The sequence below is a fragment of the Pseudomonas sp. FW305-E2 genome, assembly GCF_058782925.1.
This window is the reverse complement of record NZ_JBYSYE010000001.1, coordinates 342,532-368,540: the sequence shown is the minus strand read 5'-3', so window position 1 is coordinate 368,540 and position 26,009 is coordinate 342,532. Positions and strand designations below refer to the sequence as shown.

Below are 26,009 nucleotides of genomic sequence, written 5' to 3'. Positions count from 1 at the left end.
CAAGCGGGGGCGCAGAGGCAAGTTTTATCTGGATGGATGTACAGGTTTTTTGTCAGCGGGGATGTATATGGCCTGTGCCGGCCTCTTCGCGGGTAAACCCGCTCCTACAGGGACGCGTGGTGCTTGTAGGAGCGGGTTTACCCGCGAAGAGGACGGCACTGGTGATGGATCAGGCGCGCGAGTCGCGCACCATGTCGACATGCGGGATGCCAGCTTCGAGGAATTCCTCGCTGACTACGCGAAAGCCCAGCCGCTCATAGAACGGCGTGGCGTGTACCTGGGCGCTGAGCATCTGCTGTTTCAGGTCGCGGTTCTGCGCTTCGACGATGACCGCATTGACCAACGCATCGCCCACCTTCAGGCCGCGCCAGTCCTTGAGCACCGAGATGCGCCCGATGGTGCCGTCGGCCAGCAGGCGCGCAGTACCGATCGGATAGTCGCCTTCCAGGGCCAGGAAGTGCAGGGCATCCTGGTCTTCAGAATCGAACTCCAGCTCTGGCGGAATGTGCTGCTCGGCGACGAACACGGCTTCACGGATACGGCGGATGTCGGCGTTGTCTTTGTGCCAATCGGCGAGGCGAACGCTGATCTTATTCATTGGCGAATCCCAGGCTCCCTTGTTTGACCAGCTGCTGTACCAGCATAAGGCCATCTTCGTCCTGCAGCCACTCGGCCAGGTTGTCGATGTGCAGGGCGTCGGCCGCACATACCAGCTTCAGCAGCTCTCGCAGTTTGCCGGGCAGTGGGCAACTACGGCCGCTGGCGAACAGCAGCAGGTCGTCTTCGAATTCCGACCAGGCCAGGCGTGCGCTGGGGTTGCGGATCAGGATGGCGCCCTGCTCAATGGCGTCGATCAGCTCTTCCTCGCTCAGCTCTTCGCCAACGATCTGCTCGGGGTAGCGCGGCTCGGTCATGAACTGGCCGAACCAGGTCAGCAGCAGGTCCTTGTCGCCCATGTGCTTGTCGAGCAGCGCCTTGAGACGGTCGAGGGCATCGTGCTGGATCTGGTGCGGGTCGCTGACCGGCTGGGCGTCGGCGTCGCTGTAGCGCTCTTCGTCGGGCAGGAACTGGCCGAGGAAGTCGGTGAAGTGGGTCAGCACTTCGGCAGCGCTCGGTGCGCGGAAGCCGACCGAGTAGGTCAGGCAGTCATCCACGGCTACGCCGTAGTGAGCCAGGCGCGGTGGCAGGTAGAGCATGTCGCCGGGCTCCAGTGTCCACTCTTCACTCTGCTCGAACTCGGCCAGGATACGCAGGTCGGCGTGCTCCAGCAGCGGGCTGTCACTGCTGCACATCTGGCCGATCTTCCAGTTGCGCTGGCCGTGGCCCTGCAGCAGGAACACGTCGTAGTTGTCGAAGTGCGGGCCGACGCTGCCACCCGGGGCGGCGAAGCTGATCATCACGTCATCGATACGCCAGCTGGGCAGGAAGCGGAAGTTTTCCAGGAGTTCGGCCACTTCCGGAACGAACTGGTCAACGGCCTGTACCAGCAGGGTCCAGTCTTTTTCCGGCAGTTCGGCGAAGGTGTCTTCGCTGAACGGGCCGCGGCGCAGTTCCCACGGGTGCGCGCCGTGCTCCAGCACGATACGCGATTCGACTTCGTCTTCCAGGGCCAGGCCGGCGAGCTCATCGGGGTCGATCGGGCTGATGAAGTCCGGGAAGGCCTGGCGTACCAGCAGCGGCTTCTTCTGCCAGTAGTCGCGCATGAATTCGCGGGCCGAGATGCCGCCGAGCAGCTGCAGTGGAGTATCAGGATTCATGTTCAACCTATTGAAAAAACGTAATTTTCGTACGGGAATAAAAACGCCCGGCCAGGCCGGGCGTTGTACGCGACGCTCAGCTTAGATGCGTTTGGCCTGGGCCGCCGCGTTACCGATGTAGGTAGCGGGGGTCAGCTGCTTGAGCTCGGCCTTGGCTTCGGCTGGCATGTCCAGGCCGTCGATGAAGGTCAGCAGCGCTTCTGGGGTGATGCCCTTGCCACGGGTCAGCTCTTTGAGCTTCTCGTAGGGGTTTTCGATGTTGAAGCGGCGCATCACGGTCTGGATCGGCTCGGCCAGCACTTCCCAGCAAGCGTCCAGGTCGGCGGCGATGCGAGCTTCGTTGACTTCCAGCTTGCCGATGCCTTTCAGGCTGGCCTCGAAGGCGATCACGCTGTGGGCAAAGCCCACGCCCAGGTTGCGCAGCACGGTGGAGTCGGTCAGGTCACGCTGCCAGCGCGAGATCGGCAGCTTGCTGGCCAGGTGCTGGAACAGCGCGTTGGCGATACCCAGGTTGCCTTCGGAGTTTTCGAAGTCGATCGGGTTGACCTTGTGCGGCATGGTCGACGAACCGATTTCGCCGGCAACGGTCTTCTGCTTGAAGTAACCCAGCGAAATGTAGCCCCACACATCACGGTCGAAGTCGATCAGGATGGTGTTGAAGCGGGCGATGGCGTCGAACAGCTCGGCGATGTAGTCGTGCGGCTCGATCTGGGTGGTGTACGGGTTGAACTGCAGGCCCAGTTCGTCTTCGATGAAGGCGCGGGCGTTCTCTTCCCAGTCGATCTGCGAGTAGGCCGACAGGTGGGCGTTGTAGTTGCCCACGGCGCCGTTGATCTTGCCCAGCAGTGGCACGGCGGCAACCTGGGCGATCTGGCGCTCCAGGCGATACACGACGTTGGCCAGTTCTTTACCCAGGGTGGTCGGCGAAGCCGGCTGACCATGGGTACGCGACAGCATTGGCACTTCGGCGTGGGCGTGGGCCAGGGCGCGGATGGCGTCGGCGACCTGGCGCATCAGCGGCAACAGCACTTCGTCACGGCCAGCGCGCAGCATCAGGGCGTGGGACAGGTTGTTGATGTCCTCGCTGGTGCAGGCGAAGTGGATGAACTCGCTGACCTTGGCCAGCTCAGGCAGCTTGGCGGCCTGCTCCTTGAGGAGGTATTCAATGGCCTTGACGTCGTGGTTGGTGGTGCGCTCGATTTCCTTGACGCGCTCGGCGTGCTCCAGCTTGAAATCGTTGGCCAGGCTGTCCAGCAGGGCGTTGGCTTCGGCGGAGAACGCCGGCACTTCGCCGATTTGCGGGTGGGCGGCCAGGCGCTGCAGCCAGCGCACTTCGACCAGGGCGCGGAAACGGATCAGGCCGAATTCGCTGAAAATGGGGCGCAAGGCCTGGGTTTTGCCGGCATAACGGCCGTCTACAGGGGAAACCGCAGTGAGCGAAGAAAGCTGCATGGGGTGTTCTCGGACAGTCAGGCTTTTGGAAGGGCGCATATCATACATGAAAATTGCGCCTGGGTCGGGTGGCTGACCAAAGGTCGGCCCAATTTGGATCTGGTGGCAGCCCCTGTTGGAGCAGGCGTGCCCGCGAACACCGGCGTAGCCGGTGCCATACACCGCGTCGCCTGCTTCGCGGGCACGCCCGCTCCTACAAAGGGCAGCCCAGCCCGTCAGGTGGGGCTGCGCATCATGTCGTACAGTTCGTTCAGCAACTTGCGCCGGCTAAACACCAGCTGCCAGCGGTGCCCGCCCAGCTGCCGCCACAGTCGCGCGGCGCGGATACCGGCCAGCAGCAAGGCGCGGATCTTCGAGGCGTTGTTGGGCTGCTGCAGGAAGCGCATGTCGCCGTGCACCTGAATGCGCTGGCGCAAGGTGCTCAGGGTGTCTTGATACAAGGCTCCACTGGAAGCGATGACGTTTTCGTGAACCAGGCCGAAATGCTCGGCCTGCGACTGGATTTGCGGCAGGCGGTTGCCGATGGTGTCCAGCAGGTCACCACGCTTGTTCAGCTGGCGTTCCAGGCCCAGCATCGACAGGGCGTAGCGCAGTGGCTCGCGCTGCAGGCTGTTGGGGTCGCGCTCGAGGGCGCCGATCAGCGCTCGGTAGCCGTCGCGCAGGTTCAGGTCGTCACCGCCGAACACCTCCAGGGTGTCCTTGGGGTCACGCACCAGCAGGCTGCCCAGCATGCAGCCGATATTGGCTTCACTGGCCTGGCCGGTGCGGGCGATACGGTCGACAAGCACGGCGGCCTGGAACACACCGCCCAGCGCGATCAACTGCTCCTGCAGGTTGCTCATGCGCGCGGGCTCCACGGCTCGGCAGCCTCGATCACGCCGCCGCCCAGGCACACTTCGCCGTCGTAGAACACCACGGACTGGCCCGGCGTCACGGCGCGCTGAGGCTCGTCGAACACGGCGCGGTAGCCGCTGGCGGTGCGTTCCAGGGTGCATCGCTGGTCGCTCTGGCGGTAGCGCACCTTGGCAGTCAGCTGGCGTGGGCTGCCGAGGTCGACCGGGTTGACCCAGAAAATGTCCGAGGCCAGCAGGGCGCGGGAGAACAGCCATGGGTGCTCGTTGCCCTGGCCGACCACCAGCACGTTGCGGGCCAGGTCCTTGTGCAGCACGTACCACGGCTCGTCACTGGCATCTTTCAGGCCGCCAATGCCCAGGCCCTGGCGCTGGCCGATGGTGTGGTACATCAGGCCATGGTGGCGGCCGATCACTTCACCTTCGGTGGTTTCAATGTCGCCCGGCTGGGCCGGCAGGTACTGCTTGAGGAAGTCGCTGAAGCGGCGCTCGCCAATGAAACAGATGCCGGTGGAATCTTTCTTCTTGGCGGTGGCCAGGCCGTGTTTTTCGGCGATGGCGCGTACTTCGGGCTTTTCCAGTTCGCCGACCGGGAACAGTGTGCGGGCGATTTCCTGGCCGCCGACGGCGTGCAGGAAGTAGCTCTGGTCCTTGTTCGGGTCCAGGCCCTTGAGCAGTTCGGTGAGCGCGCCAGTATCGCGGCGGCGCACATAGTGGCCGGTGGCGATCAGGTCGGCACCCAGCGACAGGGCGTAGTCGAGGAACGCCTTGAACTTGATTTCGCGGTTGCAGAGGATGTCGGGGTTGGGTGTGCGGCCGGCCTTGTATTCTTCAAGGAAGTGCTCGAACACGTTGTCCCAGTATTCGGCGGCGAAGTTGGCGGTGTGCAGCTTGATGCCGATACGGTCGCACACGGCCTGGGCGTCGGCCAGGTCTTCACGGGCGGTGCAGTATTCGGTGCCGTCGTCCTCTTCCCAGTTCTTCATGAACAGCCCTTCCACCTGGTAGCCCTGCTCGATGAGCAGAAGGGCTGAGACGGAAGAGTCCACGCCGCCGGACATGCCGACGATGACGCGGGTCTTGGCGGGGTCTTTAAGTACTGGGCTGGTCATGGGTACCGGTGTGTATCAAGGGGGAAAAACGCCGATTCTATCAAAACCGCGGCGCTGCGTCAGTCGCGTAGCAGGTCGAGGCTGTGCAGCGGGCCTTTGAGGTAGTCATCCAGGCAGCGCGGCACCAGCTCGCTGCGCCAGCGAGTGGGGTCGGCCAGCAGTTCGTCGCGGGTCAGCCACACGGCGCGGACGATGTCGCTGTCCAGTGCCAGGTCGTTGTGATGGCGCACGGGGCGGGCGGCGAAGCAGACGCGCTGGTAGGTCACGCCGTTGCTGGGGGCGGTGTACAGGTAGATGCCGACCACGCCGGTCAGCTCGACTTCCCAGGCCGTTTCTTCCAGGGTTTCGCGCAGGGCGGCCTGGGGCAGGGTCTCGTTGGGCTCGAGGTGGCCGGCCGGCTGGTTGAAGACGTGCTGGTTGGCTTTGAACTCCTCGACGAAGAGGAACTTGCCTTCGTGCTCGACGATGGTCGCTACGGTGATGTGGGGTTGCCAGGTCATTTGCCATGTCCTTTCAGATTGCCGGGACCGCCTTGCGGTCCTTCGCGGGCAAGCCCGCTCCCACAAGGTGCAGCGCAGGTCGCACAAACTGCACCTCTCCTGTAGGAGCGGGCTTGCCCGCGAAGGGCCGCAGAGCGGCCCCATTTTCCCAGAAAGCACAAACCCCGGTGCGTGGCCGGGGTTTGTGCTGTTACTTCAAGCGAACCTTACAGGGCAGCGATGGCGCTGTTCAGGGTCTGGCTTGGGCGCATCACCTTGGCGGTCAACTCGGCATCCGGGGCGTAGTAGCCGCCGATGTCGGCTGGCTTGCCCTGAACGGCGTTGAGCTCGGCGACGATGGTCGCTTCGTTCTCGGCCAGGGTTTTTGCCAGTGGTGCGAAGCGTGCCTGCAGGGCAGCGTCGTCCGTCTGAGCAGCCAGGGCTTCGGCCCAGTACAGGGTCAGGTAGAAGTGGCTGCCGCGGTTGTCGATACCGCCGACTTTGCGCGACGGCGACTTGTTGGTGTCGAGGAACTTGCCGGTAGCCTGGTCCAGGGTGTTGGCCAGAACCTTGGCGCGCGGGTTGTCGTAGGTGTTGCCCAGGTGCTCCAGGGAAGCGGCCAGGGCCAGGAATTCACCCAGCGAATCCCAACGCAGGAAGTTCTCTTCAACCAGCTGTTGCACGTGCTTCGGAGCCGAACCGCCGGCGCCGGTTTCGAACAGGCCACCGCCGCTCATCAGCGGTACGATCGACAGCATCTTGGCGCTGGTGCCCAGCTCCATGATCGGGAACAGGTCGGTCAGGTAGTCACGCAGCACGTTGCCGGTCACCGAGATGGTGTCCTTGCCTTCGCGGATGCGGGCCAGGGAGAACTTAATGGCGTCGACCGGTGCCAGGATGCGGATGTCCAGGCCGGTGGTGTCGTGATCTTTCAGGTACTTCTGCACCTTCTCGATCATGACGCCGTCGTGGGCGCGAGCCGGGTCCAGCCAGAACACCGCCGGGGTGTTGCTCAGGCGGGCACGGTTGACGGCCAGCTTGACCCAGTCCTGGATCGGCGCGTCTTTGGTCTGGCACATACGGAAGATGTCACCGGCTTCGACGTTCTGCTCCAGCACCACGTTGCCCTTGCCATCGACTACACGAACCACGCCGTCAGCCTTGACCTGGAAGGTCTTGTCGTGGGAGCCATACTCTTCGGCTTTTTGCGCCATCAGGCCAACGTTCGGCACGCTGCCCATGGTGGTCGGGTCGAAGGCACCGTTGACCTTGCAGTCTTCGATGGTGGCCTGGTAGATGCCGGCGTAGCAGCGGTCCGGGATCACGGCCTTGGCGTCTTGCAGTTCGCCTGCGGTGTTCCACATCTTGCCCGAGTCACGGATCATGGCCGGCATCGAGGCGTCGACGATCACGTCGCTCGGCACGTGCAGGTTGGTGATGCCTTTGTCGGAGTTGACCATGGCCAGGGCCGGTCGCTCGGCGTACAGGGCCTGGATGTCGGCTTCGATCTCGGCCTGCTTGTCAGCTGGCAGGTCCTTGATGCGGGCGTACAGGTCGCCGATACCGTTGTTGGCGTTGAAGCCTACTTCGGCCAGGGCAGCGGCGTGCTTGGTCAGCACGTCGTTGTAGAACTCTTCGACGATGACGCCGAACATGATCGGGTCGGAGACCTTCATCATGGTGGCTTTCAGGTGCACCGACAGCAGCACGCCGGCGGCCTTGGCATCGGCGATCTGCTCGGCGATGAAGGCTTTCAGGGCCTTGCGGCTCATGGTGGCGCAGTCGATGACTTCAGCGGCTTTGACGGCGGTTTTTTCTTTCAGCACGGTGGTGCTGCCGTCTTTGGCGACCAGCTCGATGCGCAGGCTGTCGTCAGCTTCGATCAGCGCGGCTTTTTCGCTGCCGTAAAAGTCGCCTTGAGTCATGTGGGCAACGTGCGACTTGGAGTCGGCGGCCCAGGCGCCCATCTTGTGTGGGTGCTTGCGGGCGTAGTTCTTGACCGACAGTGGCGCGCGGCGGTCGGAGTTGCCTTCGCGCAGCACCGGGTTCACGGCGGAACCTTTGATGCGGTCGTAGCGGGCACGGGATTCTTTTTCTTCCGCGGTGGCCGGCTCGTCGGCGTAGTCAGGGATGTTGAAGCCCTTGCCTTGCAGTTCCTTGATCGCGGCTTTGAGCTGCGGTACCGAGGCGCTGATGTTCGGCAGCTTGATGATGTTGGCTTCAGGGGTGGTAGCCAGCTGGCCCAGTTCCGCCAGGTGATCGCCTACTTGCTTCTCTGCGCCCAGTTGCTCCGGGAAGGCGGCAAGGATACGGCCAGCCAGGGAGATGTCGCGAGTTTCGACAGCGATGTCAGCCGAAGCGGTGAACGCTTCGATGATCGGCAGCAGCGAGTAAGTGGCGAGGGCGGGGGCTTCGTCGGTGAAGGTATAGATGATCTTGGAACGGGTGGGCATGCGGGTTAACTCTCTGTGTGCTGAGCGTGCTCGAGTCTCGTGGTGCGCAGGGTAGGCGCATCGCCCTGGCAGCGCCATGAGCGGAAAGTCGAGAGGCTGCGAGCGGTGATGGTGGATGCATCAGTCGAGCGTCAAGTGCTGAGCTGCGGTAACAACCCAGGCTTTATGGCCATTCATGGCCTAGGGCGGTCCGCATTTTCCTGGGATTCGCCCCGATGACCCTTCGGTCGCGGCGGAGTATACCAAACCATTCGGGCTAATCAGCAAGGCCAAGTGATATCGGCCCATTTATAAGACCAAAGACTAAGCGGCAATGCGGCGGGTTGTCGCATGCCTTGCAGGTCGGCAGATGTGGTTTAGGCTCAGTGGATCGCACGATGTCCAAACCACACCCGACAGCGGAGTAGTGCAAGCATGGGATACCAGAAAATCAAGGTTCCGACCGACGGCACCAAAATTACCGTCAATGCAGACCATTCGCTTAACGTGCCTGATCATCCGATCATTCCTTACATTGAAGGCGACGGGATCGGCGTCGATGTCTCGCCGGTGATGATCAAGGTGGTCGATGCCGCCGTGCACAAGGCCTACGGCGGCAAGCGCAAGATCGCCTGGATGGAGGTATACGCTGGCGAGAAAGCCACCCAGGTGTATGACCAGGATACCTGGTTGCCGCAGGAAACCCTCGATGCCGTGCGTGATTACGTGGTGTCGATCAAGGGCCCGCTGACCACCCCCGTCGGTGGCGGCATCCGCTCACTCAACGTGGCCCTGCGCCAGCAACTGGACCTGTATGTATGCCTGCGGCCGGTGCTGTGGTTCCAGGGTGTACCGAGCCCGGTGAAAAAGCCGGGCGACGTCGACATGGTGATCTTCCGCGAGAATTCCGAAGACATCTATGCCGGCATCGAGTGGAAGGCCGGCTCGCCCGAGGCGAACAAGGTGATCAAGTTTCTCAAGGAGGAAATGGGGGTCACCAAGATCCGCTTCGACCAGGATTGCGGTATCGGCGTCAAACCGGTGTCGAAGGAAGGTACCAAGCGTCTGGTGCGCAAGGCCCTGCAATATGTGGTGGATAACGACCGCGAATCACTGACCCTGGTGCACAAGGGCAACATCATGAAATTCACCGAGGGTGCCTTCAAGGACTGGGGGTACGAGGTGGCGCGTGACGAGTTCGGCGCTGAGCTGCTCGATGGCGGCCCTTGGATGAAGTTCAAGAACCCCAAGACCGGTCGCGAGGTCATCGTCAAGGACGCCATCGCCGACGCCATGCTGCAGCAGATCCTGCTGCGCCCTGCCGAGTACGATGTGATCGCCACCCTCAACCTCAATGGTGACTACCTGTCCGATGCCCTGGCGGCGGAAGTGGGCGGTATCGGCATTGCCCCGGGCGCCAACCTGTCCGACACCGTGGCCATGTTCGAGGCCACTCACGGCACGGCGCCCAAGTATGCCGGGCAGGACAAGGTCAACCCGGGCTCGGTGATCCTCTCGGCAGAGATGATGCTGCGCCACATGGGTTGGACCGAGGCCGCCGACCTGATCATCAAGGGCACCAATGGCGCCATTGCGGCCAAGACCGTGACCTACGATTTCGAGCGGTTGATGGAAGGCGCCAAGCTGGTAAGCAGCTCAGGCTTTGGCGATGAAATGATCAAACACATGTAAGGCAACAGAAAACCGGCCGTCTCCTGTAAAGAGGCGGCCGGTTTTTTCGTCTATCGGCACAGCGCAGGCAGTCAGGCTTTTGCAGTTTCGCTTTGCGGCTCACCCACGGGTCTGGCAGCCTCTGCCGCGGCGGCCGCAGCATCTTTGATTTCAACGGCGTGCAAGCCTTTGGGGCCCTGGACGATGTCGAATACCACGGCCTGGCCAGCCTTCAGGGTCTTGTATCCGTCCATTCGGATGGCGGAATAATGGGCGAACAGGTCATCGGATTTACCTTCCTCATTGATGAATCCATAGCCCTTGGCATTGTTGAACCACTTGACTTTACCGCTTGCCATCCCTATGTCCCTCTGCAAAGGACTCCATCACTGGAGTATCATCCACTTCATCCGCATACGAACCTTGCGAAAAATCTGGTTGACTGCGCGGATCTTTATCGACCACGGTGGGTTCTTATTGGTTGTAACACCGTTTTGCCGATAGTCAAGGTCACGCGGCGCCTGCGCTGGCGGTGGCCTGTGCAGTCAACCTGCAACCTTAACCTGACGCTCATGATGAAATTCTTTCCATGCATGCACCTAGTGAGATTCGACTAACATTCAATCAGGATCGCCCGCAATCGAATGAGGACGACGGCTCAGGTCTTGCAGTTCAGGAAGCCAAGCCGATCCTGCAGGCGCCACCGATGTACAAGGTGGTTTTGTTCAACGATGACTACACACCAATGGATTTCGTCGTCGAAGTGCTCGAGACGTTCTTCAGTCTGAACCGCGAGCTGGCGACCAAGATCATGCTGACCGTCCATACCGAGGGGCGGGCAGTGTGCGGATTGTTTACCCGTGACATCGCCGAAACAAAGGCCATGCAGGTCAACCAATACGCCAGGGAAAGCCAGCATCCGCTACTCTGTGAAATCGAGAAGGACGGTTAATCGCCGACCACTTGGGTATGAGGTGAAGCTATGTTAAACCGCGAGCTCGAAGTCACCCTCAATCTTGCCTTCAAGGAGGCCCGTTCGAAGCGTCATGAGTTCATGACCGTCGAGCATCTGCTGCTGGCACTCCTTGACAATGAGGCTGCCGCGACCGTTCTGCGCGCCTGTGGCGCCAATCTCGACAAGCTCAAGCATGACCTGCAAGAGTTCATCGACTCCACCACGCCGTTGATCCCTGTCAACGACGAAGACCGTGAAACCCAGCCAACCCTGGGCTTCCAGCGCGTGCTGCAGCGTGCCGTGTTCCACGTGCAAAGCTCTGGCAAGCGCGAAGTGACCGGCGCCAACGTGCTGGTGGCGATCTTCAGCGAACAGGAAAGCCAGGCCGTGTTCCTGCTCAAGCAGCAGAGCGTGGCCCGTATCGACGTGGTCAACTACATCGCCCATGGCATCTCCAAGGTGCCAGGGCATGGTGCGCAATCTGAAAGCGACCAGGACATGCAGGACGAAGAGGGCGGCGAAACCTCCTCTTCGAGCAACCCGCTGGACGCCTACGCCAGCAACCTGAACGAGCTGGCCCGTGCCGGCCGTATCGACCCGCTGGTCGGTCGCGAGCAGGAAGTGGAACGCGTGGCGCAAATCCTGGCCCGTCGGCGCAAGAACAACCCGCTGCTGGTGGGTGAGGCTGGCGTGGGCAAGACGGCCATCGCCGAAGGCCTGGCCAAGCGCATCGTCGATGGTCAGGTGCCTGACCTGCTGGCGCAGAGCGTGGTGTACTCCCTCGATCTGGGCGCCTTGCTGGCCGGTACCAAATACCGTGGTGACTTCGAGAAGCGCTTCAAGGCGCTGCTCGGTGAGCTGCGCAAGCGTCCGCAGGCCATCCTGTTCATCGACGAAATTCACACCATCATCGGTGCCGGTGCGGCGTCGGGCGGGGTGATGGATGCCTCCAACCTGCTCAAGCCGCTGCTGTCATCGGGTGAAATCCGCTGCATCGGTTCGACCACGTTCCAGGAGTTTCGCGGCATCTTCGAGAAGGATCGTGCCCTGGCGCGTCGCTTCCAGAAGGTGGACGTCAGCGAGCCATCGGTCGAAGACACCGTGGGCATTCTGCGCGGCCTGAAAGGGCGTTTCGAAAGCCACCACAACATCGAGTACAGCGACGAAGCCTTGCGCGCCGCCGCCGAACTGGCTTCGCGCTACATCAACGACCGGCACATGCCTGACAAGGCCATTGATGTGATCGACGAGGCTGGGGCCTACCAGCGCCTGCAGCCAGAGGCCAATCGCGTCAAGCGCATCGATGTGCCGCAAGTGGAGGATATCGTCGCCAAGATTGCGCGAATTCCGCCGAAGCACGTCACCAGTTCCGACAAGGAGCTGCTGCGTAACCTTGAGCGCGACCTGAAACTGACCGTGTTTGGCCAAGACCAGGCAATCGACTCGCTGGCCACCGCGATCAAGCTGTCCCGTGCAGGCCTCAAGTCGCCAGACAAGCCGGTGGGTTCGTTCCTGTTCGCCGGCCCTACCGGCGTCGGCAAGACCGAAGCGGCGCGGCAACTGGCCAAGGCGCTGGGTGTGGAGTTGGTGCGTTTCGACATGTCTGAGTACATGGAGCGTCACACCGTGTCGCGTTTGATTGGTGCGCCGCCGGGTTATGTTGGTTTTGACCAGGGTGGCTTGTTGACCGAGGCGATCACCAAGCAGCCGCACTGCGTATTGTTGCTCGATGAAATCGAGAAGGCCCACCCGGAAGTCTTCAATCTGCTGCTGCAGGTGATGGACCACGGTACCTTGACCGACAACAACGGGCGCAAGGCCGACTTCCGTAACGTGATCCTGATCATGACCACCAACGCCGGTGCAGAAACCGCGGCGCGGGCGTCGATCGGCTTCACTCATCAGGACCACGCGTCCGATGCCATGGAAGTGATCCGCAAGAGCTTCACGCCAGAGTTCCGCAACCGTCTGGATACCATCATCCAGTTTGGCCGCCTGAGCACGGAGACGATCAAAAGCATCGTCGACAAGTTCCTTATCGAATTGCAGGCGCAACTGGAAGACAAGCGTGTGCTGCTGGAAGTCAGCGATGAAGCGCGCGGTTGGCTGGCGGTTTCGGGCTATGACGTGCAGATGGGTGCGCGGCCAATGGCGCGGCTGATCCAGGACAAGATCAAGCGGCCGCTGGCCGAGGAGATCCTGTTTGGCGAGCTGGCCGAGCATGGTGGCGTGGTGCATGTCGACCTGCGCGATGGCGAACTGGTGTTCGACTTCGAAACCACCGCTGAGGTCGCGTGATGTGCAGGGGCTGCCTTGCAGCCCCTGCAGTTTCAAAAGGCACAAAAAAGCCCGGCACCTGGCCGGGCTTTTTCATGGCTTGAGTTTAGCGCGCACGGTAGGTGATGCGGCCCTTGCTCAGGTCGTACGGCGTCAGTTCGACGCGGACCTTGTCGCCAGTGAGAATACGGATGTAGTTCTTGCGCATCTTTCCGGAGATGTGCGCGGTTACGACGTGCCCGTTTTCCAACTCCACGCGGAACATGGTGTTGGGCAGGGTGTCGACGACAGTACCTTCCATTTCGAAGCTGTCTTCTTTCGACATGCAGTTGAGCCCTCGGATCCAGTGTTAGCCCGACGCATATCCGCACCGGGCAAAAAAGTGGCGTGGATTATGCCGGAAAACTGCGTGTCAAGCCAATGCTTTCAGTTGAGGGTGACCCAGCGCTGGTTTATCAGCAGCTCGATTGGTCGGTACTGCGTCTTGTAGTTCATCTTCTTGCAGTTCTTGATCCAGTAGCCCAGGTAAACCGCCTCCAGGTTCTGGCGCAGCGCTTCGGTGATCTGCCAGAGAATGGCGAAACGGCCAAGGCTGCGGCGCTCCTCGTCCGGCTCGTAGAAGGTGTATACCGCTGACAGGCCATTGGGCAGCAGGTCGCACACTGCCACCGCCATCAACCGGCCTTCCAGGCGAAATTCGTAGAACCAGCAGAACGGCAGGTCGCGTACCAGGAAGGTGGAAAACTGATCGCGGCTGGGCGGGTACATGTCGCCATCGGCGTGGCGCGTTTCGATATAGCGCCGGTACAGCTCGAAGTACTCTTCCTTGAACGCCGGACGCGCTGCGGTTACGGTCAGGTCGGCGTTACGTTTGAGTATGCGACGCTGCTGGCGGTTGGGGATGAAACGCGCCGCCGGGATGCGCGCCGGCACGCAGGCGTTGCAGTTCTGGCAGTGTGGGCGGTACAGGTGGTCGCCACTGCGGCGAAAGCCCATTTCCGACAAATCGGCGTACACGTGCACGTCCATCGGCTGGCTGGGGTCGAGGAACAGCGTGGTCGCCTGCTCCTCCGGCAGGTAGCTGCAGGAGTGGGGCTGAGTGGCATAGAACTTCAACCGCGCCAACTCTGTCATGATCAACCCCTTCGGTGAGACTTTGTTTTAAGTGTAAGCCAGCTACGGGAACTCGCCTAGGCAACCCATGAAGCACTGTTGGGTTGGTCAAGGTGGCGTGCCAGGTAGCTGGCGAACTCGGCACGGCTGATGGCGTGGGCGCCCAGGCTGTGCAGGTGGTTGGTCGGCATCTGGCAGTCGATAAGCACGAAGCCGGCGTCTCTCAGGTGGTTGACCAAGGTCACGAAGCCGACCTTGGAGGCGTTGTCGGCGCGGCTGAACATCGATTCGCCAAAGAACAGCTGGCCCATGGCGAGGCCGTACAGGCCCCCGACCAGTTCGCCGTCCTGGCGAACTTCGACCGAATGGGCGATGCCACGGCGGTGCAGCTCGCAGTAGGCGTTGCGCATGGTGTCGGTGATCCAGGTGCCGTCAGCGTAGTCGCGAGGCGCGGCGCAGGCGGCGATCACGGCCGGGAAGTCGGTGTCGAAGCTGACCTGGTAGCGGCCTTGGCGCATCAGCTTGGCCAGCGAGCGTGACACATGTAGTTGGTCAGGCAACAACACCGTGCGCGGGTCGGGTGACCACCACAGGATCGGTTGGCCGTCCTGGTACCACGGGAAGCAGCCATGGCGATACGCCTGCACCAGGCGCTCGGGGCTCAGGTCACCGCCGGCGGCCAGTAGGCCGTTGGGGTCGTGCAGCGCCTTTTCCAGGGGCGGGAAGGTCAGCGAGTCGCGGGTCAGCCAGGTGAGCATGGTCTATCGTGCGGTGGGGGAGGGGAGAGGGCAGCATGGCTTGGGTCAAAAGCGGGGTCAATCTCTTTGGGTGCCTCAAAGCCTGCGCGGTAACCTGCACAAGCTACCCCCTACAGGGAGGTGAGGCCGTTTTGCGGCAATTCAGGGCAATTTCCTACACATTCATCAAACCGCAGGCACCATCCGCTACATTTGCTGTCACACCTGTGCAAAAACACAGCATAAGCCTTTGTCACAAAAGAAAATGCATGCTCAAATTGCAGCTATATGAATTCGCCCCCGGCCAAACCCCCATACGGCGTGCCGCCATGGCGGCTGGCGGGCAGTAATGTTAAAAGTAGTGGTTCGTTGGTCGCGCAGCGGCCGATCACTATTGGACGCGCACCACGCGCAGGAATAGACGCGTTTTGAAGAAATCCACCGCAACTCCAGCTCCATTGCCTGTGCCACTGTGGCGGCAGCAGCTGCATTATCGCCTCAAGGAAGGTGCGTTGATCGCTGTCGGCGCGCTGTGCCTGTACCTGTGGATGGCGCTGCTGACCTACGATACGTCGGACCCGGGCTTCAGCCACACCAGCAACGTCGACCAGGTGCAGAATGCGGCCGGGCGTGCCGGTGCCTACTTCGCCGACATCCTGTTCATGGTGCTGGGTTACTTCGCCTATATTTTCCCGCTGCTGCTGGCGGTCAAGACCTGGCAGATTTTCCGCGAACGCCACCAGCCGTGGGATTGGAGCGGCTGGCTGTTCTCCTGGCGGCTGATTGGCCTGGTGTTCCTGGTGCTGTCGGGGGCAGCGCTGGCGCATATCCACTTCCACCCGCCCGCCAGCCTGCCGTTCTCCGCCGGTGGTGCACTGGGCGAAAGCCTGGGCGACCTGGCGCGCAACCTGCTGAACGTGCAGGGCAGCACGCTGATGTTCATTGCCCTGTTCCTGTTCGGCCTGACCGTCTTCACCGACCTGTCGTGGTTCAAGGTGATGGACCTGACCGGCAAGATCACCCTCGACCTGTTCGAACTGGTGCAGGGGGCTGCCACCCGCTGGTGGGAAGCGCGCAACGAGCGCAAGCGCCTCGAGGCACAGCTGCGCGAGGATGAACCGGTGTTCAAGGCCGCGCCGATGGCTGCCGAGAAGCGCGAGCCGGCCAAACCGTCACTGCGCGAGCGCATCCTCAAGCGTGAAGAGCCACCCGCTCAGCCGGTCGAGCCACGTGAGCCAACCCTTGCACGCGAACCGATTGTGCCGCCACGTGAAACGGCGCCTGAGGCATTGGCGCCGCGTGAAACCGTGGTGCCCCGTCAGCAGCACGCAGCGCCCACCATTGTGCCGCCGTCAGCCGCCAAGGCGCCGGAGCCGAGCAAGCGGGCGATGAAGGAAAAGCAGGCGCCGCTGTTTGTCGACAGCGCCGTGGAAGGCACCTTGCCCTCGATTTCCATCCTCGACCCGGCCGAACAGAAAAAGATCGAGTATTCGCCAGAATCCCTGGCCGGCGTCGGTCAGCTGCTGGAAATCAAGCTCAAGGAATTCGGTGTGGAAGTGGCGGTGGATTCGATCCACCCCGGCCCGGTAATTACCCGTTACGAAATCCAGCCGGCCGCCGGCGTGAAGGTCAGCCGCATCGCCAACCTGGCCAAGGACCTGGCGCGTTCGCTGGCCGTGACCAGTGTGCGAGTGGTCGAGGTCATCCCTGGCAAGACCACGGTAGGTATCGAGATACCCAACGAAAACCGCCAGATGGTGCGCTTCTCCGAAGTGCTGGCCACGCCGCAGTACGACGAGCAGAAATCGCCCGTCACGCTGGCGCTGGGCCACGACATCGGCGGCAAGCCGGTGATCACTGACCTGGCCAAGATGCCACACCTGTTGGTGGCCGGTACTACCGGCTCCGGTAAGTCGGTGGGTGTGAACGCGATGATTTTGTCGATCCTGTTCAAGTCCAGCCCGGAAGACGCGCGGCTGATCATGATCGACCCGAAAATGCTTGAACTGTCGATCTACGAAGGCATCCCGCACTTACTGTGCCCGGTGGTCACCGACATGAAGGACGCCGCCAACGCCCTGCGCTGGAGCGTGGCGGAGATGGAGCGGCGCTACAAACTGATGGCGGCCATGGGCGTGCGTAACCTGGCCGGTTTCAACCGCAAGATCAAGGACGCCCAGGAAGCGGGCGAAATCATCCATGACCCGCTGTATCGCCGTGAGAGCATGGACGATGAGCCACCTGCGCTGAAAACCTTGCCGACCATCGTGGTGGTGGTGGACGAATTCGCCGACATGATGATGATCGTCGGCAAGAAGGTCGAAGAGCTGATCGCCCGCATCGCGCAGAAGGCACGGGCGGCCGGTATTCACCTGATCCTCGCCACCCAGCGCCCGTCGGTGGACGTGATCACCGGCCTGATCAAGGCCAACATTCCGACCCGTATGGCGTTCCAGGTGTCGAGCAAGATCGACTCGCGTACCATCATCGACCAGGGCGGTGCCGAACAGCTGCTGGGCCATGGCGACATGCTGTACATGCCGCCGGGCACCAGCCTGCCGATCCGGGTGCACGGCGCATTCGTGTCCGACGACGAAGTGCACCGCACGGTCGAGGCGTGGAAGCTGCGTGGCGCCCCGGACTACAACGACGACATCCTCAACGGCGTCGAAGAAGCCGGTAGCGGCTTTGATGGCGGCGGCGGCGGTGGCGAGGGTGACGATGCCGAAACCGACGCCCTGTATGATGAAGCGGTGCAATTCGTGCTTGAGAGCCGTCGCGCCTCCATTTCTGCCGTGCAACGCAAGCTGAAGATCGGCTACAACCGTGCCGCGCGCATGATCGAGTCGATGGAGATGGCCGGCGTTGTCACCCCGATGAACAGCAACGGCTCGCGGGAAGTGATAGCCCCGGGCGGCCCGCGCGACTGATGAACACCCTGCCGGGTGCCAACGGTGGCGCCCGGCCTTTTCAACGCTCAATGAGGATTCCCATGCGCGCGATTCGCATGCTGTTGGTTTCTGCCCTTACCCTGGGCTCGGTTACTGCTTATGCCGGTGAGCAAGACGTACAACGCCTGACCCAGTTACTGGAAAAGTCGCAGACCATCGAGGCCAACTTCTCCCAGCTGACCCTGGGCGCCGATGGCACCAGCCTGCAGGAAACCTCGGGCAAGATGACGGTCAAGCGCCCTGGCCTGTTCTACTGGCACACCGATGCACCGCAGGAGCAGGTGGTGGTGTCGGACGGCAAGAACGTCACCCTGTGGGACCCGGACCTGGAGCAGGTCACCATCAAGAAGCTCGACGTGCGCCTGAACCAGACCCCGGCGCTGCTGCTGTCAGGGGATGTGTCGAAGATCAGCCAGAGCTTCGACATCGCCTCGAAGGAGCAGGGTGAGGTGATGGACTTCACCCTCAAGCCAAAGACCAAGGACACGTTGTTCGACTCGCTGCGCGTGTCGTTCCGCAAAGGCCTGATCAATGACATGCAGCTGATCGACAGCGTCGGCCAGCGCACCAACATCCTGTTCAATGGCGTCAAGGCCAACCAGGCGGTGCCGGACAGCAAGTTCAAGTTCGACATCCCCAAAGGCGCGGACGTGATCAAGGAGTAACCAGAGCTCGCCATGGACCTGTTTCGAAGCGAACCTGTCGCCCAGCCCCTGGCCGCCCGTCTGCGCCCGTCCAGCCTGGATGAGTACGTCGGCCAGGAGCACCTGCTGGCGCGCGGTAAACCGCTGCGCGAAGCGCTGGAACAAGGTGCGCTGCACTCGATGATCTTCTGGGGGCCGCCCGGGGTCGGCAAGACCACGCTGGCGCGGTTGCTGGCGCAGTTCTGCGATGCGCACTTCGAAACGGTGTCGGCGGTGCTGGCCGGGGTGAAAGAGATTCGCCAGGCGGTGGAGGTGGCCAAACAGCAGGCTGGCCAATATGGCCGTCGCACCATCCTGTTCGTTGACGAGGTGCACCGCTTCAACAAGTCGCAGCAGGACGCGTTTTTGCCCTATGTCGAGGACGGCACCCTGCTGTTCATCGGTGCCACCACCGAAAACCCGTCGTTCGAGCTGAACAACGCGCTGCTGTCGCGGGCGCGGGTGTATGTGCTCAAGAGCCTGGACGAAGCGGCCCTGCGCAAGCTGGTCAACCGTGCGCTGACGGAAGCGCGTGGCCTGGGCAAGCGCAACCTGCGGGTGGGCGACGACGCCTTCAAGATGCTGATGGCCGCCGCCGACGGCGATGGCCGGCGCATGCTCAACTTCCTTGAGAACGCCTCGGACCTGGCTGAAGACGGCAGCGAGATCGACGTCGAGATGCTACAGAGCCTGCTGGGTGACAGTCGCCGCCGCTTCGACAAGGGCGGCGAGGCGTTTTACGACCAGATATCCGCGCTGCACAAGTCGGTGCGCGGCTCCAACCCCGATGGCGCCCTGTACTGGTTTGCACGTATGCTCGACGGCGGCTGCGATCCGTTGTACATCGCCCGCCGCGTGGTGCGCATGGCCAGCGAAGACATCGGCAACGCCGACCCGCGTGCGCTTAGCCTGTGCCTGGCAGCCTGGGATGTGCAGGAGCGCCTTGGCAGCCCCGAGGGCGAGTTGGCGGTGGCACAGGCCATCACCTACCTGGCCTGTGCACCCAAGAGCAACGCGGTGTACGTGGGGTTCAAGACCGCCCTGCGCGAAGCGGCCGAGCATGGTTCGCTGGAGGTGCCGTTGCACCTGCGCAATGCCCCGACCAAGCTGATGAAGCAGTTGGGCTATGGCGACGAGTACCGCTATGCCCACGATGAACCTGACGCCTACGCCGCCGGTGAGGATTACTTCCCCGACGAGCTGGAACCGCGCCAGTACTATCAGCCGGTGCCCCGTGGCCTGGAACTGAAAATTGGCGAGAAGCTGCGCCATCTGGCCGACCTCGACCGCAACAGCCCCCGCCAGCGGAGAAAACCGTGATTGCACTCATCGCCGCGGTCAGCGCGGGTGGTATTGCCGGCACCTTGTTGCGCTTTGCTACCACTAACTGGGTAGCGGCCCACTGGCCACGGCACTTCTATGCCGGTACGCTGGCGGTCAACCTGGTTGGCTGTCTGCTGATCGGCTTGCTCTATGGCTTGTTCTTGCACAAGCCGCTGGCGCCGGTCGAACTGCGCGCCGGCCTGATTGTCGGCTTCCTCGGGGGCCTGACGACCTTTTCCTCCTTCTCGCTCGATACCGTGCGCCTGATGGAAAGCGGGCAAGTGCCCCTTGCCTTGGGCTATACCAGTATCAGCGTAGTGGGCGGGCTGCTCGCAACCTGGGCTGGCCTGTCCCTGACCCGATTCTGAACCAACACCTACACATAACGAGAGAACGATATGCTCGATTCCAAACTGTTACGCGGCCAACTTCAGGAAGTGGCGGATCGCCTGGCCTCCCGTGGCTTCAGCCTGGATGTCGCGCGCATCGAATCACTGGAAGAGCGCCGCAAGGCGGTGCAGACCCGCACCGAACAGCTGCAGGCTGAGCGTAACGCCCGTTCCAAGTCCATCGGCCAGGCCAAGGCCAAGGGTGAAGACATCGCCCCGCTGATGGCGGACGTCGAGCGCATGGCCAACGAACTGGCTGCCGGCAAGGCTGAGCTGGACGCCATTCAGGCCGAACTGGATAGCATCTTGCTGACCATTCCCAACCTGCCGGACGCCAGCGTGCCGGTCGGCGCCAGTGAAGACGACAACGTCGAAGTGCGCCGTTGGGGCACGCCGAAGGCGTTCGACTTCGAAATCAAGGACCATGTGGCCCTCGGTGAAATCAGCCGTGGCCTGGACTTCGAAGCGGCTGCCAAGCTGTCCGGTGCCCGTTTTGCTGTGCTGCGTGGTCCGGTTGCCCGTCTGCACCGCGCCCTGGCGCAGTTCATGATCAACCTGCACACCGGCGAACATGGCTACGAGGAACACTACACCCCGTACATGGTGCAGGCGCCCGCGCTGCAGGGCACTGGCCAGTTGCCGAAGTTTGAGGAAGACCTGTTCAAGATCACCCGCGAAGGCGAGGCTGACTTCTACCTGATCCCGACCGCCGAAGTGTCGCTGACCAACCTGGTGGCGGGTGAAATCCTCGACGCCAAGCAGCTGCCGCTCAAACTGGTTGCCCACACCCCTTGCTTCCGCAGCGAAGCCGGCGCTTCTGGCCGTGACACCCGCGGCATGATCCGCCAGCACCAGTTCGACAAAGTCGAGATGGTGCAGGTGGTAGAGCCGTCCAAGTCGATGGAAGCCCTGGAAGGCCTGACCGCCAACGCCGAGCGCGTGCTGCAGTTGCTTGAGTTGCCATACCGCGTGCTGGCCCTGTGCACTGGCGACATGGGCTTTGGTGCGGTGAAAACCTACGACCTGGAAGTGTGGGTGCCAAGCCAGGACAAGTACCGCGAAATCAGCTCGTGCTCCAACTGTGGTGACTTCCAGGCGCGCCGCATGCAGGCTCGCTGGCGTAACCCGGAAACCGGCAAGCCAGAGCTGGTACACACGCTCAACGGCTCCGGTCTGGCCGTAGGCCGTACCCTGGTGGCTGTGCTGGAGAACTACCAGCAGGCCGACGGTTCGATCCTGGTGCCGGAAGTGCTGAAGCCTTACATGGGCGGCGTCGAGGTCATCCGCTAAATGGATTACCTGCCGCTGTTCCACAAGCTGCAGGGCGGCCGCGTGCTGGTCGTCGGTGGCGGTGAGATCGCCTTGCGCAAGGCGCGCCTGCTGGCCGATGCCGGCGGCGTGCTGCGCGTGGTGGCGCCGGACGTCGACGGCCAGTTGGCCGCGTTGGCCCGGGAAGGTAGCGGTGAGGTGCTGGTGCGTGGCTATCAGGCAGCCGACCTGGTCGGTTGCCGGCTGGTGATCGCGGCCACCGACGACCCTGGGCTGAATGCCCAGGTGTCGGCTGATGCGCAGGCCCTTAGCGTCCCGGTCAATGTGGTGGATGCGCCAGCCCTGTGTACGGTGATCTTCCCGGCGATCGTAGACCGCTCGCCGCTGGTAATTGCGGTTTCCAGCGGCGGTGACGCCCCGGTACTGGCGCGCCTGATTCGCGCCAAGCTCGAGGCTTGGATCCCTTCGGCCTATGGTGAACTGGCCGGGCTGGCGGCACGCTTCCGGCACAAGGTCAAATCCCTGTACCCGGACGTCAACCAGCGTCGTGGCTTCTGGGAAACCGTGTTCCAGGGGCCGATCGCCGAGCGTCAGCTGGCCGGGCAGGGTGCTGAAGCCGAACGTCTGTTGCAGGCGATGGTGGACGGCGCACCGGTGCAGCAGGGCGGTGAGGTGTACTTGGTTGGTGCCGGCCCGGGTGATCCGGACTTGCTGACCTTCCGTGCCTTGCGCCTGATGCAGCAGGCCGACGTGGTGCTGTACGACCGCCTGGTCGCACCCGCCATCATCGATATGTGTCGTCGTGATGCCGAGCGCATCTATGTAGGCAAGCGCCGCGCTGATCATTCAGTGCCGCAGGACCAGATCAACCGCCTGTTGGTCGATCTGGCTCGGCAGGGCAAGCGGGTGCTGCGCCTGAAGGGTGGCGACCCGTTCATCTTCGGCCGGGGCGGCGAAGAGATCGAAGAGCTGGCCGAGCATGGCATTCCGTTCCAGGTGGTGCCGGGCATTACCGCGGCCAGCGGCTGCTCGGCGTATGGCGGCATTCCGCTGACTCACCGCGACTATGCCCAGTCGGTGCGCTTCGTTACCGGGCACCTCAAGGACGGCACAAGCAACCTGCCGTGGACTGATCTGGTGGCGCCGGCGCAGACCTTGGTGTTCTACATGGGGTTGGTGGGCTTGCCGACCATCTGTGCCGAGCTGATTCGCCACGGGCGTGCCGCGAGTACCCCGGCGGCGTTGGTGCAGCAGGGGACCACGCGTAATCAGCGCGTGTTCACCGGCACCTTGGCGGACTTGCCAGACCTGGTGGCCCAGCACGAGGTGCATGCGCCGACCCTGGTGATTGTGGGGGAGGTGGTGCAGTTGCGTGACAAGCTGGCCTGGTTCGAAGGTTCGCAGAACAGCTGAAATCGTGGGGGCCGCTTTGTGGCCCATCGCACATGCCCCAGGCATTGCAAGGTCCTTGTGTGTGGGCCTTGTGTCGCGATGGGCTGCAAAGCAGCCCCGGCTTTCTCAAGCCTGCCAAATCCCTTTGCCCACCAACCGCTCTCGATCATGCGGCAAGCCAAAGTCCTGCAAAGGCCCTTTAGGCACAATCCCGTTCGGGTTGATGGTCTTGTGGCTCATGTAATAGTGCTTCTGGATATGCTCCATGTTCACCGTGCCCGCCACCCCAGGCCACTGGTACAGCTCACGCAGCCAGTTCGACAGGTTGTGGTAGTCGCTCAGGCGGCGCAGGTTGCACTTGAAGTGCCCGTGGTACACCGCATCGAAGCGCACCAGTGTAGTGAACAGGCGTACATCAGCCTCGGTCAGGTACTCACCCGCCAGGTAGCGATTGCGGCCTAGCAAGGCTTCCAGGTAATCCAGCTCGTTGAACACGTCGTCGAAGGCAGCCTCATAAGCGTCTTGCGTGGTAGCAAAGCCTGCGCGGTACACGCCGTTGTTCACCGCGGGGTAGATACGTGCGTTCAGTGCTTCGATGGTCGGGCGCAGCGATGCGGGGTAAAGGTCCAGGGTATTGCCGGTCAGCTCGTTGAATGCGCTGTTGAAAATGCGGATGATTTCTGCCGACTCATTGTTGACGATGCGCTTCTCTTTCTTGTCCCACAGTACAGGCACCGTCACGCGTCCTGTGTAGTGCGGGTCATCCTGGGTGTAGCGCTGGTGCAGGTACTGCAGGGCGTCTAGGTGGTCCCCGCTGGAGCCTTGCTGCTGATCGAAGGTCCAGCCATGGTCCTGCATCAGCCAGCTGACCACCGACACGTCGATCAACGGCTCCAGGCCTTTCAGCGCGCGAAAGATCAGGGTGCGGTGGGCCCATGGGCAGGCCAGCGACACGTACAGGTGGTAGCGGCCGGCCTCGGGGGCGGGCAACTGATTGCGGCGCTGGGCATTCTCCCGCTTGAACGTGCCGTCCTTGCCGTTTTCATACCACTGGTCGTGCCAGCGGCCGTCGATCAATAGGCCCATTGTGAGCTCCTGAAACAAAGTTGTTTGTCGTTGGAGCCCAGTCTAGGCCAAATCGTTCGAAGAAATAACGCAAAGATCGCGGTTCTATTATCGGCTAAATCGATCTATTTCGAGTGTCCCAGTAGCCTTGCGCTGTGACGAACGCCTGCTCGCGGTGCTGTCCCAAGCCACGCAGGGCCAGCGCCATGGTCGCAATCAGGGCCTTCTCGCCATAACTGTCTTCCACTTCGCCACGCCAGAACGCCAGCAAGTGTTCTGCCTGCAGGCTGGGCGGCTTGACATGGCGACGTTCGCTCAGCGCTGGCCACTCTTCATCCCACGCCTCACCCGCCGTGGTGCCGTAGAGATGGCTGATGACATCGGGATTGACCTCGATTTCGCCGCCATCACCCTTGATCACCACGGCATGGTCGCCCAGCAAGCGGCTGGCTTCGCGGTGCACGGCCTGGTAACCGGGGTGAAAGATGCTCTGCAATCCACAGCGAGCGCCCAGCGGGTTGAGCACTCGCGCCAGCGAGTGGATGGGCGAGCGCAGGCCCAGGGTGTTGCGCAGGTCGATCATGCGTTGCAGCTGCGGCGCCCAGTCGTGCAGCGGGAAGAATGCCAGCTGGTGCTGGTCCAGCGCGTTGCCGACGGCGGCCCAGTCGCGGCACAGCGGAATCTGCAGCAGGTCGAGCAGTTGTTCTGTATACATACGCCCGGCAGTGTGTGCGCCGCCGCCGTGCATCAGAATGCGCACGCCATTGTTGGCCAGGCACTTGGCGGCCAGCAGGTACCAGGGCAGGTGACGCTTCTTGCCGGCGTACGTGGGCCAGTCCAGGTCAACGGCGATGCGCGGCGCCTGCAGGTGGGCGCGCAAGGCCTCGGTGAAGCCGGCCAGCTCTTCGGCGCTTTCTTCCTTGTGCCGCAGCAGCATGAGAAAGGCACCGAGCTGGGTGTCTTCGACCTTGCCTTCCAGCAGCAGGGTCATGGCTGCACGGGCCTCCTCGCGGGTCAGGCCACGCGCGCCGCGCTTGCCTTTGCCGAGAATGCGCACGAATTCGGCGAACGGGTGTTCGGCGGGGGTTTCCAGAGTGAGCGGACGAGGTTCAGTCATATGCAGTTGGTCGGCTTGGGCAGGCCCGCCAGCTTGGCGGCAAGTTTGGCGGGGGTGCCGTTGAACAGGCGGTTAAGGTGCGGGCTGTTGCCCTTTTCAGGGCCCAGCTTGAGGGCTGTGTACTTGATCAGCGGGCGGGTGGCCGGAGACAGCTGGTATTCCTGGTAGAACTGACGGAGCAGTTCGAGGATTTCCCAGTGGTCCGCCGTCAACGGGATACCCTCGCGCTTGGCCAACGCCTCGGCGGCGTCGTGGGACCAGTCTTGCAGGTTGACCAGGAAGCCATCCTTGTCCAGGGCGATCGCCTGATCGCCAACGGTGAGTGTATTCATAGCCAGCTGTTGACCTTGTCGTATTGCAGCGACAGTTCGACGAACCCGGCGTAGTCCACGGCCTTTGCCAGGTCGTTGCCGACCGCGCGGGCCTGTACATCCTCGTCCAGGGCGAACAGGCGCTGGGCCAGGCCGGCGGCTTGCAGATGGCCATGCGGCTCGCTGCCGCTGCGCAGGGCATACACGGCATCGCCGCACAGCAGCAGGGCATCTTCGGCACCGAGCAGGCGCAGGCAACTGGCCAGGCGCTCGTCGCCAAACGGGGAATGGGCAATTACATGCAGGGTCTTCATCAGAGCGTTATCACCTGGTCGAAACGGGCTATCAGCGCGGTCAGCGCTGCGTCATCGAGCACTTGCACCGGCAGCGCCAGGGTCTCGGCTGCCAGGCCGCGGCGGGCCAGGCTGTGGTTGCAGGCGAACAGTTCTTCGACACCGAACATCGGCAGCGCCTGCAGGTTGGCGGCCAGGTTCTTCTGTTGCACGGCGGTGGGTTGCTGGTCCGGCGCGAGCTGGAACACACCATCGTCGAGGAACAGCATGCCCAACGGCAGGTCGAACGCGCCGCCGGCCAGGGCGATGTCCAGCGCCTCGCGGGCAGAGGGGCCATTCCACGGTGCCTGACGGCTGATGATCAACAAAGACTTGGCCAT

Annotated in this window: 25 protein-coding genes; 9 read left to right on the top strand and 16 right to left on the bottom strand. The window is 62.5% G+C overall.

Annotated features, from left to right (window positions below):
- Positions 1 to 169: 169 nt before the first annotated feature.
- From AC3WLP_RS01950 to AC3WLP_RS01920, 7 genes are all read right to left on the bottom strand, one after another.
- Positions 170 to 598: a GNAT family N-acetyltransferase gene (locus AC3WLP_RS01950; protein WP_003251237.1), complete on the bottom strand. Its 429-nt coding sequence runs from the start codon at positions 596 to 598 to the stop codon at positions 170 to 172.
- The gene (locus AC3WLP_RS01945) at positions 591 to 1,757 is read right to left on the bottom strand and encodes a ribosomal protein uL16 3-hydroxylase (RefSeq protein WP_088512487.1); all 1,167 of its coding nucleotides are present in this window, start codon (positions 1,755 to 1,757) and stop codon (positions 591 to 593) included. The genes AC3WLP_RS01950 and AC3WLP_RS01945 overlap by 8 nt, the downstream gene beginning before the upstream one ends.
- Positions 1,758 to 1,838: 81 nt before the next feature.
- Positions 1,839 to 3,209 carry an adenylosuccinate lyase gene (gene purB, locus AC3WLP_RS01940; RefSeq protein ID WP_003251234.1) on the bottom strand — a complete coding sequence of 457 codons (1,371 nt, stop codon included), beginning with the start codon at positions 3,207 to 3,209 and terminating at the stop codon, positions 1,839 to 1,841.
- A 215-nt stretch (positions 3,210 to 3,424) separates the two neighbouring features.
- Complete coding sequence (gene hflD / locus AC3WLP_RS01935; RefSeq protein ID WP_003251232.1) at positions 3,425 to 4,051, bottom strand: high frequency lysogenization protein HflD; 627 nt, start codon at positions 4,049 to 4,051, stop codon at positions 3,425 to 3,427.
- Entirely contained in the window at positions 4,048 to 5,172 is a 1,125-nt protein-coding gene (gene mnmA / locus AC3WLP_RS01930) for a tRNA 2-thiouridine(34) synthase MnmA (protein WP_012051821.1), read from the bottom strand. The genes hflD and mnmA overlap by 4 nt, the downstream gene beginning before the upstream one ends.
- A 59-nt stretch (positions 5,173 to 5,231) precedes the next feature.
- On the bottom strand, positions 5,232 to 5,672 hold the full coding sequence (locus AC3WLP_RS01925) for an NUDIX hydrolase (protein WP_012051822.1): 441 nt from the start codon (positions 5,670 to 5,672) through the stop codon (positions 5,232 to 5,234).
- Positions 5,673 to 5,878: 206 nt separating this feature from the next.
- Complete coding sequence (locus AC3WLP_RS01920) at positions 5,879 to 8,104, bottom strand: NADP-dependent isocitrate dehydrogenase (protein ID WP_041168392.1); 2,226 nt, start codon at positions 8,102 to 8,104, stop codon at positions 5,879 to 5,881.
- 414 nt (positions 8,105 to 8,518) lie between these two features.
- Here AC3WLP_RS01920 and icd point away from each other — a divergent pair, with 414 nt between their 5' ends.
- On the top strand, positions 8,519 to 9,775 hold the full coding sequence (gene icd, locus AC3WLP_RS01915; RefSeq protein WP_012051824.1) for an NADP-dependent isocitrate dehydrogenase: 1,257 nt from the start codon (positions 8,519 to 8,521) through the stop codon (positions 9,773 to 9,775).
- Between the two features lie 71 nt (positions 9,776 to 9,846).
- Here the strand turns inward: icd and cspD are convergent, their stop codons facing one another.
- The gene (gene cspD / locus AC3WLP_RS01910; RefSeq protein WP_012051825.1) at positions 9,847 to 10,113 is read right to left on the bottom strand and encodes a cold shock domain-containing protein CspD; all 267 of its coding nucleotides are present in this window, start codon (positions 10,111 to 10,113) and stop codon (positions 9,847 to 9,849) included.
- A gap of 230 nt (positions 10,114 to 10,343) precedes the next feature.
- Between cspD and clpS the strand changes: the two genes are divergently transcribed.
- Positions 10,344 to 10,706: an ATP-dependent Clp protease adapter ClpS gene (gene clpS, locus AC3WLP_RS01905; RefSeq protein WP_003251220.1), complete on the top strand. Its 363-nt coding sequence runs from the start codon at positions 10,344 to 10,346 to the stop codon at positions 10,704 to 10,706.
- Between the two features lie 30 nt (positions 10,707 to 10,736).
- Positions 10,737 to 13,007, top strand: a complete 2,271-nt coding sequence (gene clpA / locus AC3WLP_RS01900) for an ATP-dependent Clp protease ATP-binding subunit ClpA (protein WP_012051826.1) — start codon at positions 10,737 to 10,739, stop codon at positions 13,005 to 13,007.
- An 85-nt stretch (positions 13,008 to 13,092) separates the two neighbouring features.
- Here the strand turns inward: clpA and infA are convergent, their stop codons facing one another.
- From infA to aat, 3 genes are all read right to left on the bottom strand, one after another.
- Complete coding sequence (gene infA, locus AC3WLP_RS01895; RefSeq protein WP_002553999.1) at positions 13,093 to 13,311, bottom strand: translation initiation factor IF-1; 219 nt, start codon at positions 13,309 to 13,311, stop codon at positions 13,093 to 13,095.
- Positions 13,312 to 13,412: 101 nt separating this feature from the next.
- Positions 13,413 to 14,120, bottom strand: coding sequence for an arginyltransferase (locus AC3WLP_RS01890; RefSeq protein ID WP_003251215.1), 708 nt, complete (start codon positions 14,118 to 14,120; stop codon positions 13,413 to 13,415).
- Positions 14,121 to 14,176: 56 nt separating this feature from the next.
- Positions 14,177 to 14,857 carry a leucyl/phenylalanyl-tRNA--protein transferase gene (aat, locus tag AC3WLP_RS01885; protein WP_003251213.1) on the bottom strand — a complete coding sequence of 227 codons (681 nt, stop codon included), beginning with the start codon at positions 14,855 to 14,857 and terminating at the stop codon, positions 14,177 to 14,179.
- A gap of 407 nt (positions 14,858 to 15,264) precedes the next feature.
- On the opposite strand from aat, the gene AC3WLP_RS01880 reads away from it, so the two are divergent.
- The 6 genes from AC3WLP_RS01880 (at position 15,265) to cysG (ending at position 22,864) form a co-directional block, all read left to right on the top strand.
- Positions 15,265 to 17,766, top strand: a complete 2,502-nt coding sequence (locus tag AC3WLP_RS01880; protein WP_014859313.1) for a DNA translocase FtsK — start codon at positions 15,265 to 15,267, stop codon at positions 17,764 to 17,766.
- Positions 17,767 to 17,828: 62 nt separating this feature from the next.
- Positions 17,829 to 18,452 (top strand): outer membrane lipoprotein periplasmic chaperone LolA, encoded by a 624-nt coding sequence (lolA, locus tag AC3WLP_RS01875; protein ID WP_017148218.1) that lies wholly within the window; start codon positions 17,829 to 17,831, stop codon positions 18,450 to 18,452.
- 12 nt (positions 18,453 to 18,464) lie between these two features.
- Positions 18,465 to 19,790 (top strand): replication-associated recombination protein A, encoded by a 1,326-nt coding sequence (locus tag AC3WLP_RS01870; protein WP_003251207.1) that lies wholly within the window; start codon positions 18,465 to 18,467, stop codon positions 19,788 to 19,790.
- Positions 19,787 to 20,161 carry a fluoride efflux transporter CrcB gene (crcB, locus tag AC3WLP_RS01865; RefSeq protein ID WP_003251205.1) on the top strand — a complete coding sequence of 125 codons (375 nt, stop codon included), beginning with the start codon at positions 19,787 to 19,789 and terminating at the stop codon, positions 20,159 to 20,161. The genes AC3WLP_RS01870 and crcB overlap by 4 nt, the downstream gene beginning before the upstream one ends.
- Before the next feature lie 30 nt (positions 20,162 to 20,191).
- Positions 20,192 to 21,472: a serine--tRNA ligase gene (gene serS, locus AC3WLP_RS01860; protein WP_012051829.1), complete on the top strand. Its 1,281-nt coding sequence runs from the start codon at positions 20,192 to 20,194 to the stop codon at positions 21,470 to 21,472.
- Entirely contained in the window at positions 21,473 to 22,864 is a 1,392-nt protein-coding gene (cysG, locus tag AC3WLP_RS01855) for a siroheme synthase CysG (protein WP_088512486.1), read from the top strand.
- A gap of 105 nt (positions 22,865 to 22,969) precedes the next feature.
- On the opposite strand, the gene AC3WLP_RS01850 is transcribed toward cysG, so the two are convergent.
- From AC3WLP_RS01850 to tusC, 5 genes are all read right to left on the bottom strand, one after another.
- The gene (locus tag AC3WLP_RS01850) at positions 22,970 to 23,929 is read right to left on the bottom strand and encodes a glutathione S-transferase family protein (RefSeq protein ID WP_004576098.1); all 960 of its coding nucleotides are present in this window, start codon (positions 23,927 to 23,929) and stop codon (positions 22,970 to 22,972) included.
- A 94-nt stretch (positions 23,930 to 24,023) separates the two neighbouring features.
- Entirely contained in the window at positions 24,024 to 25,025 is a 1,002-nt protein-coding gene (locus tag AC3WLP_RS01845; RefSeq protein ID WP_010954805.1) for a glycosyl transferase family protein, read from the bottom strand.
- Positions 25,022 to 25,357: a TusE/DsrC/DsvC family sulfur relay protein gene (locus AC3WLP_RS01840; RefSeq protein WP_012051831.1), complete on the bottom strand. Its 336-nt coding sequence runs from the start codon at positions 25,355 to 25,357 to the stop codon at positions 25,022 to 25,024. The genes AC3WLP_RS01845 and AC3WLP_RS01840 overlap by 4 nt, the downstream gene beginning before the upstream one ends.
- Positions 25,354 to 25,650 (bottom strand): sulfurtransferase complex subunit TusB, encoded by a 297-nt coding sequence (tusB, locus tag AC3WLP_RS01835; protein ID WP_003251193.1) that lies wholly within the window; start codon positions 25,648 to 25,650, stop codon positions 25,354 to 25,356. The genes AC3WLP_RS01840 and tusB overlap by 4 nt, the downstream gene beginning before the upstream one ends.
- Entirely contained in the window at positions 25,650 to 26,009 is a 360-nt protein-coding gene (tusC, locus tag AC3WLP_RS01830; RefSeq protein WP_012051832.1) for a sulfurtransferase complex subunit TusC, read from the bottom strand. Before tusC ends, tusB begins: the two co-directional genes overlap by 1 nt.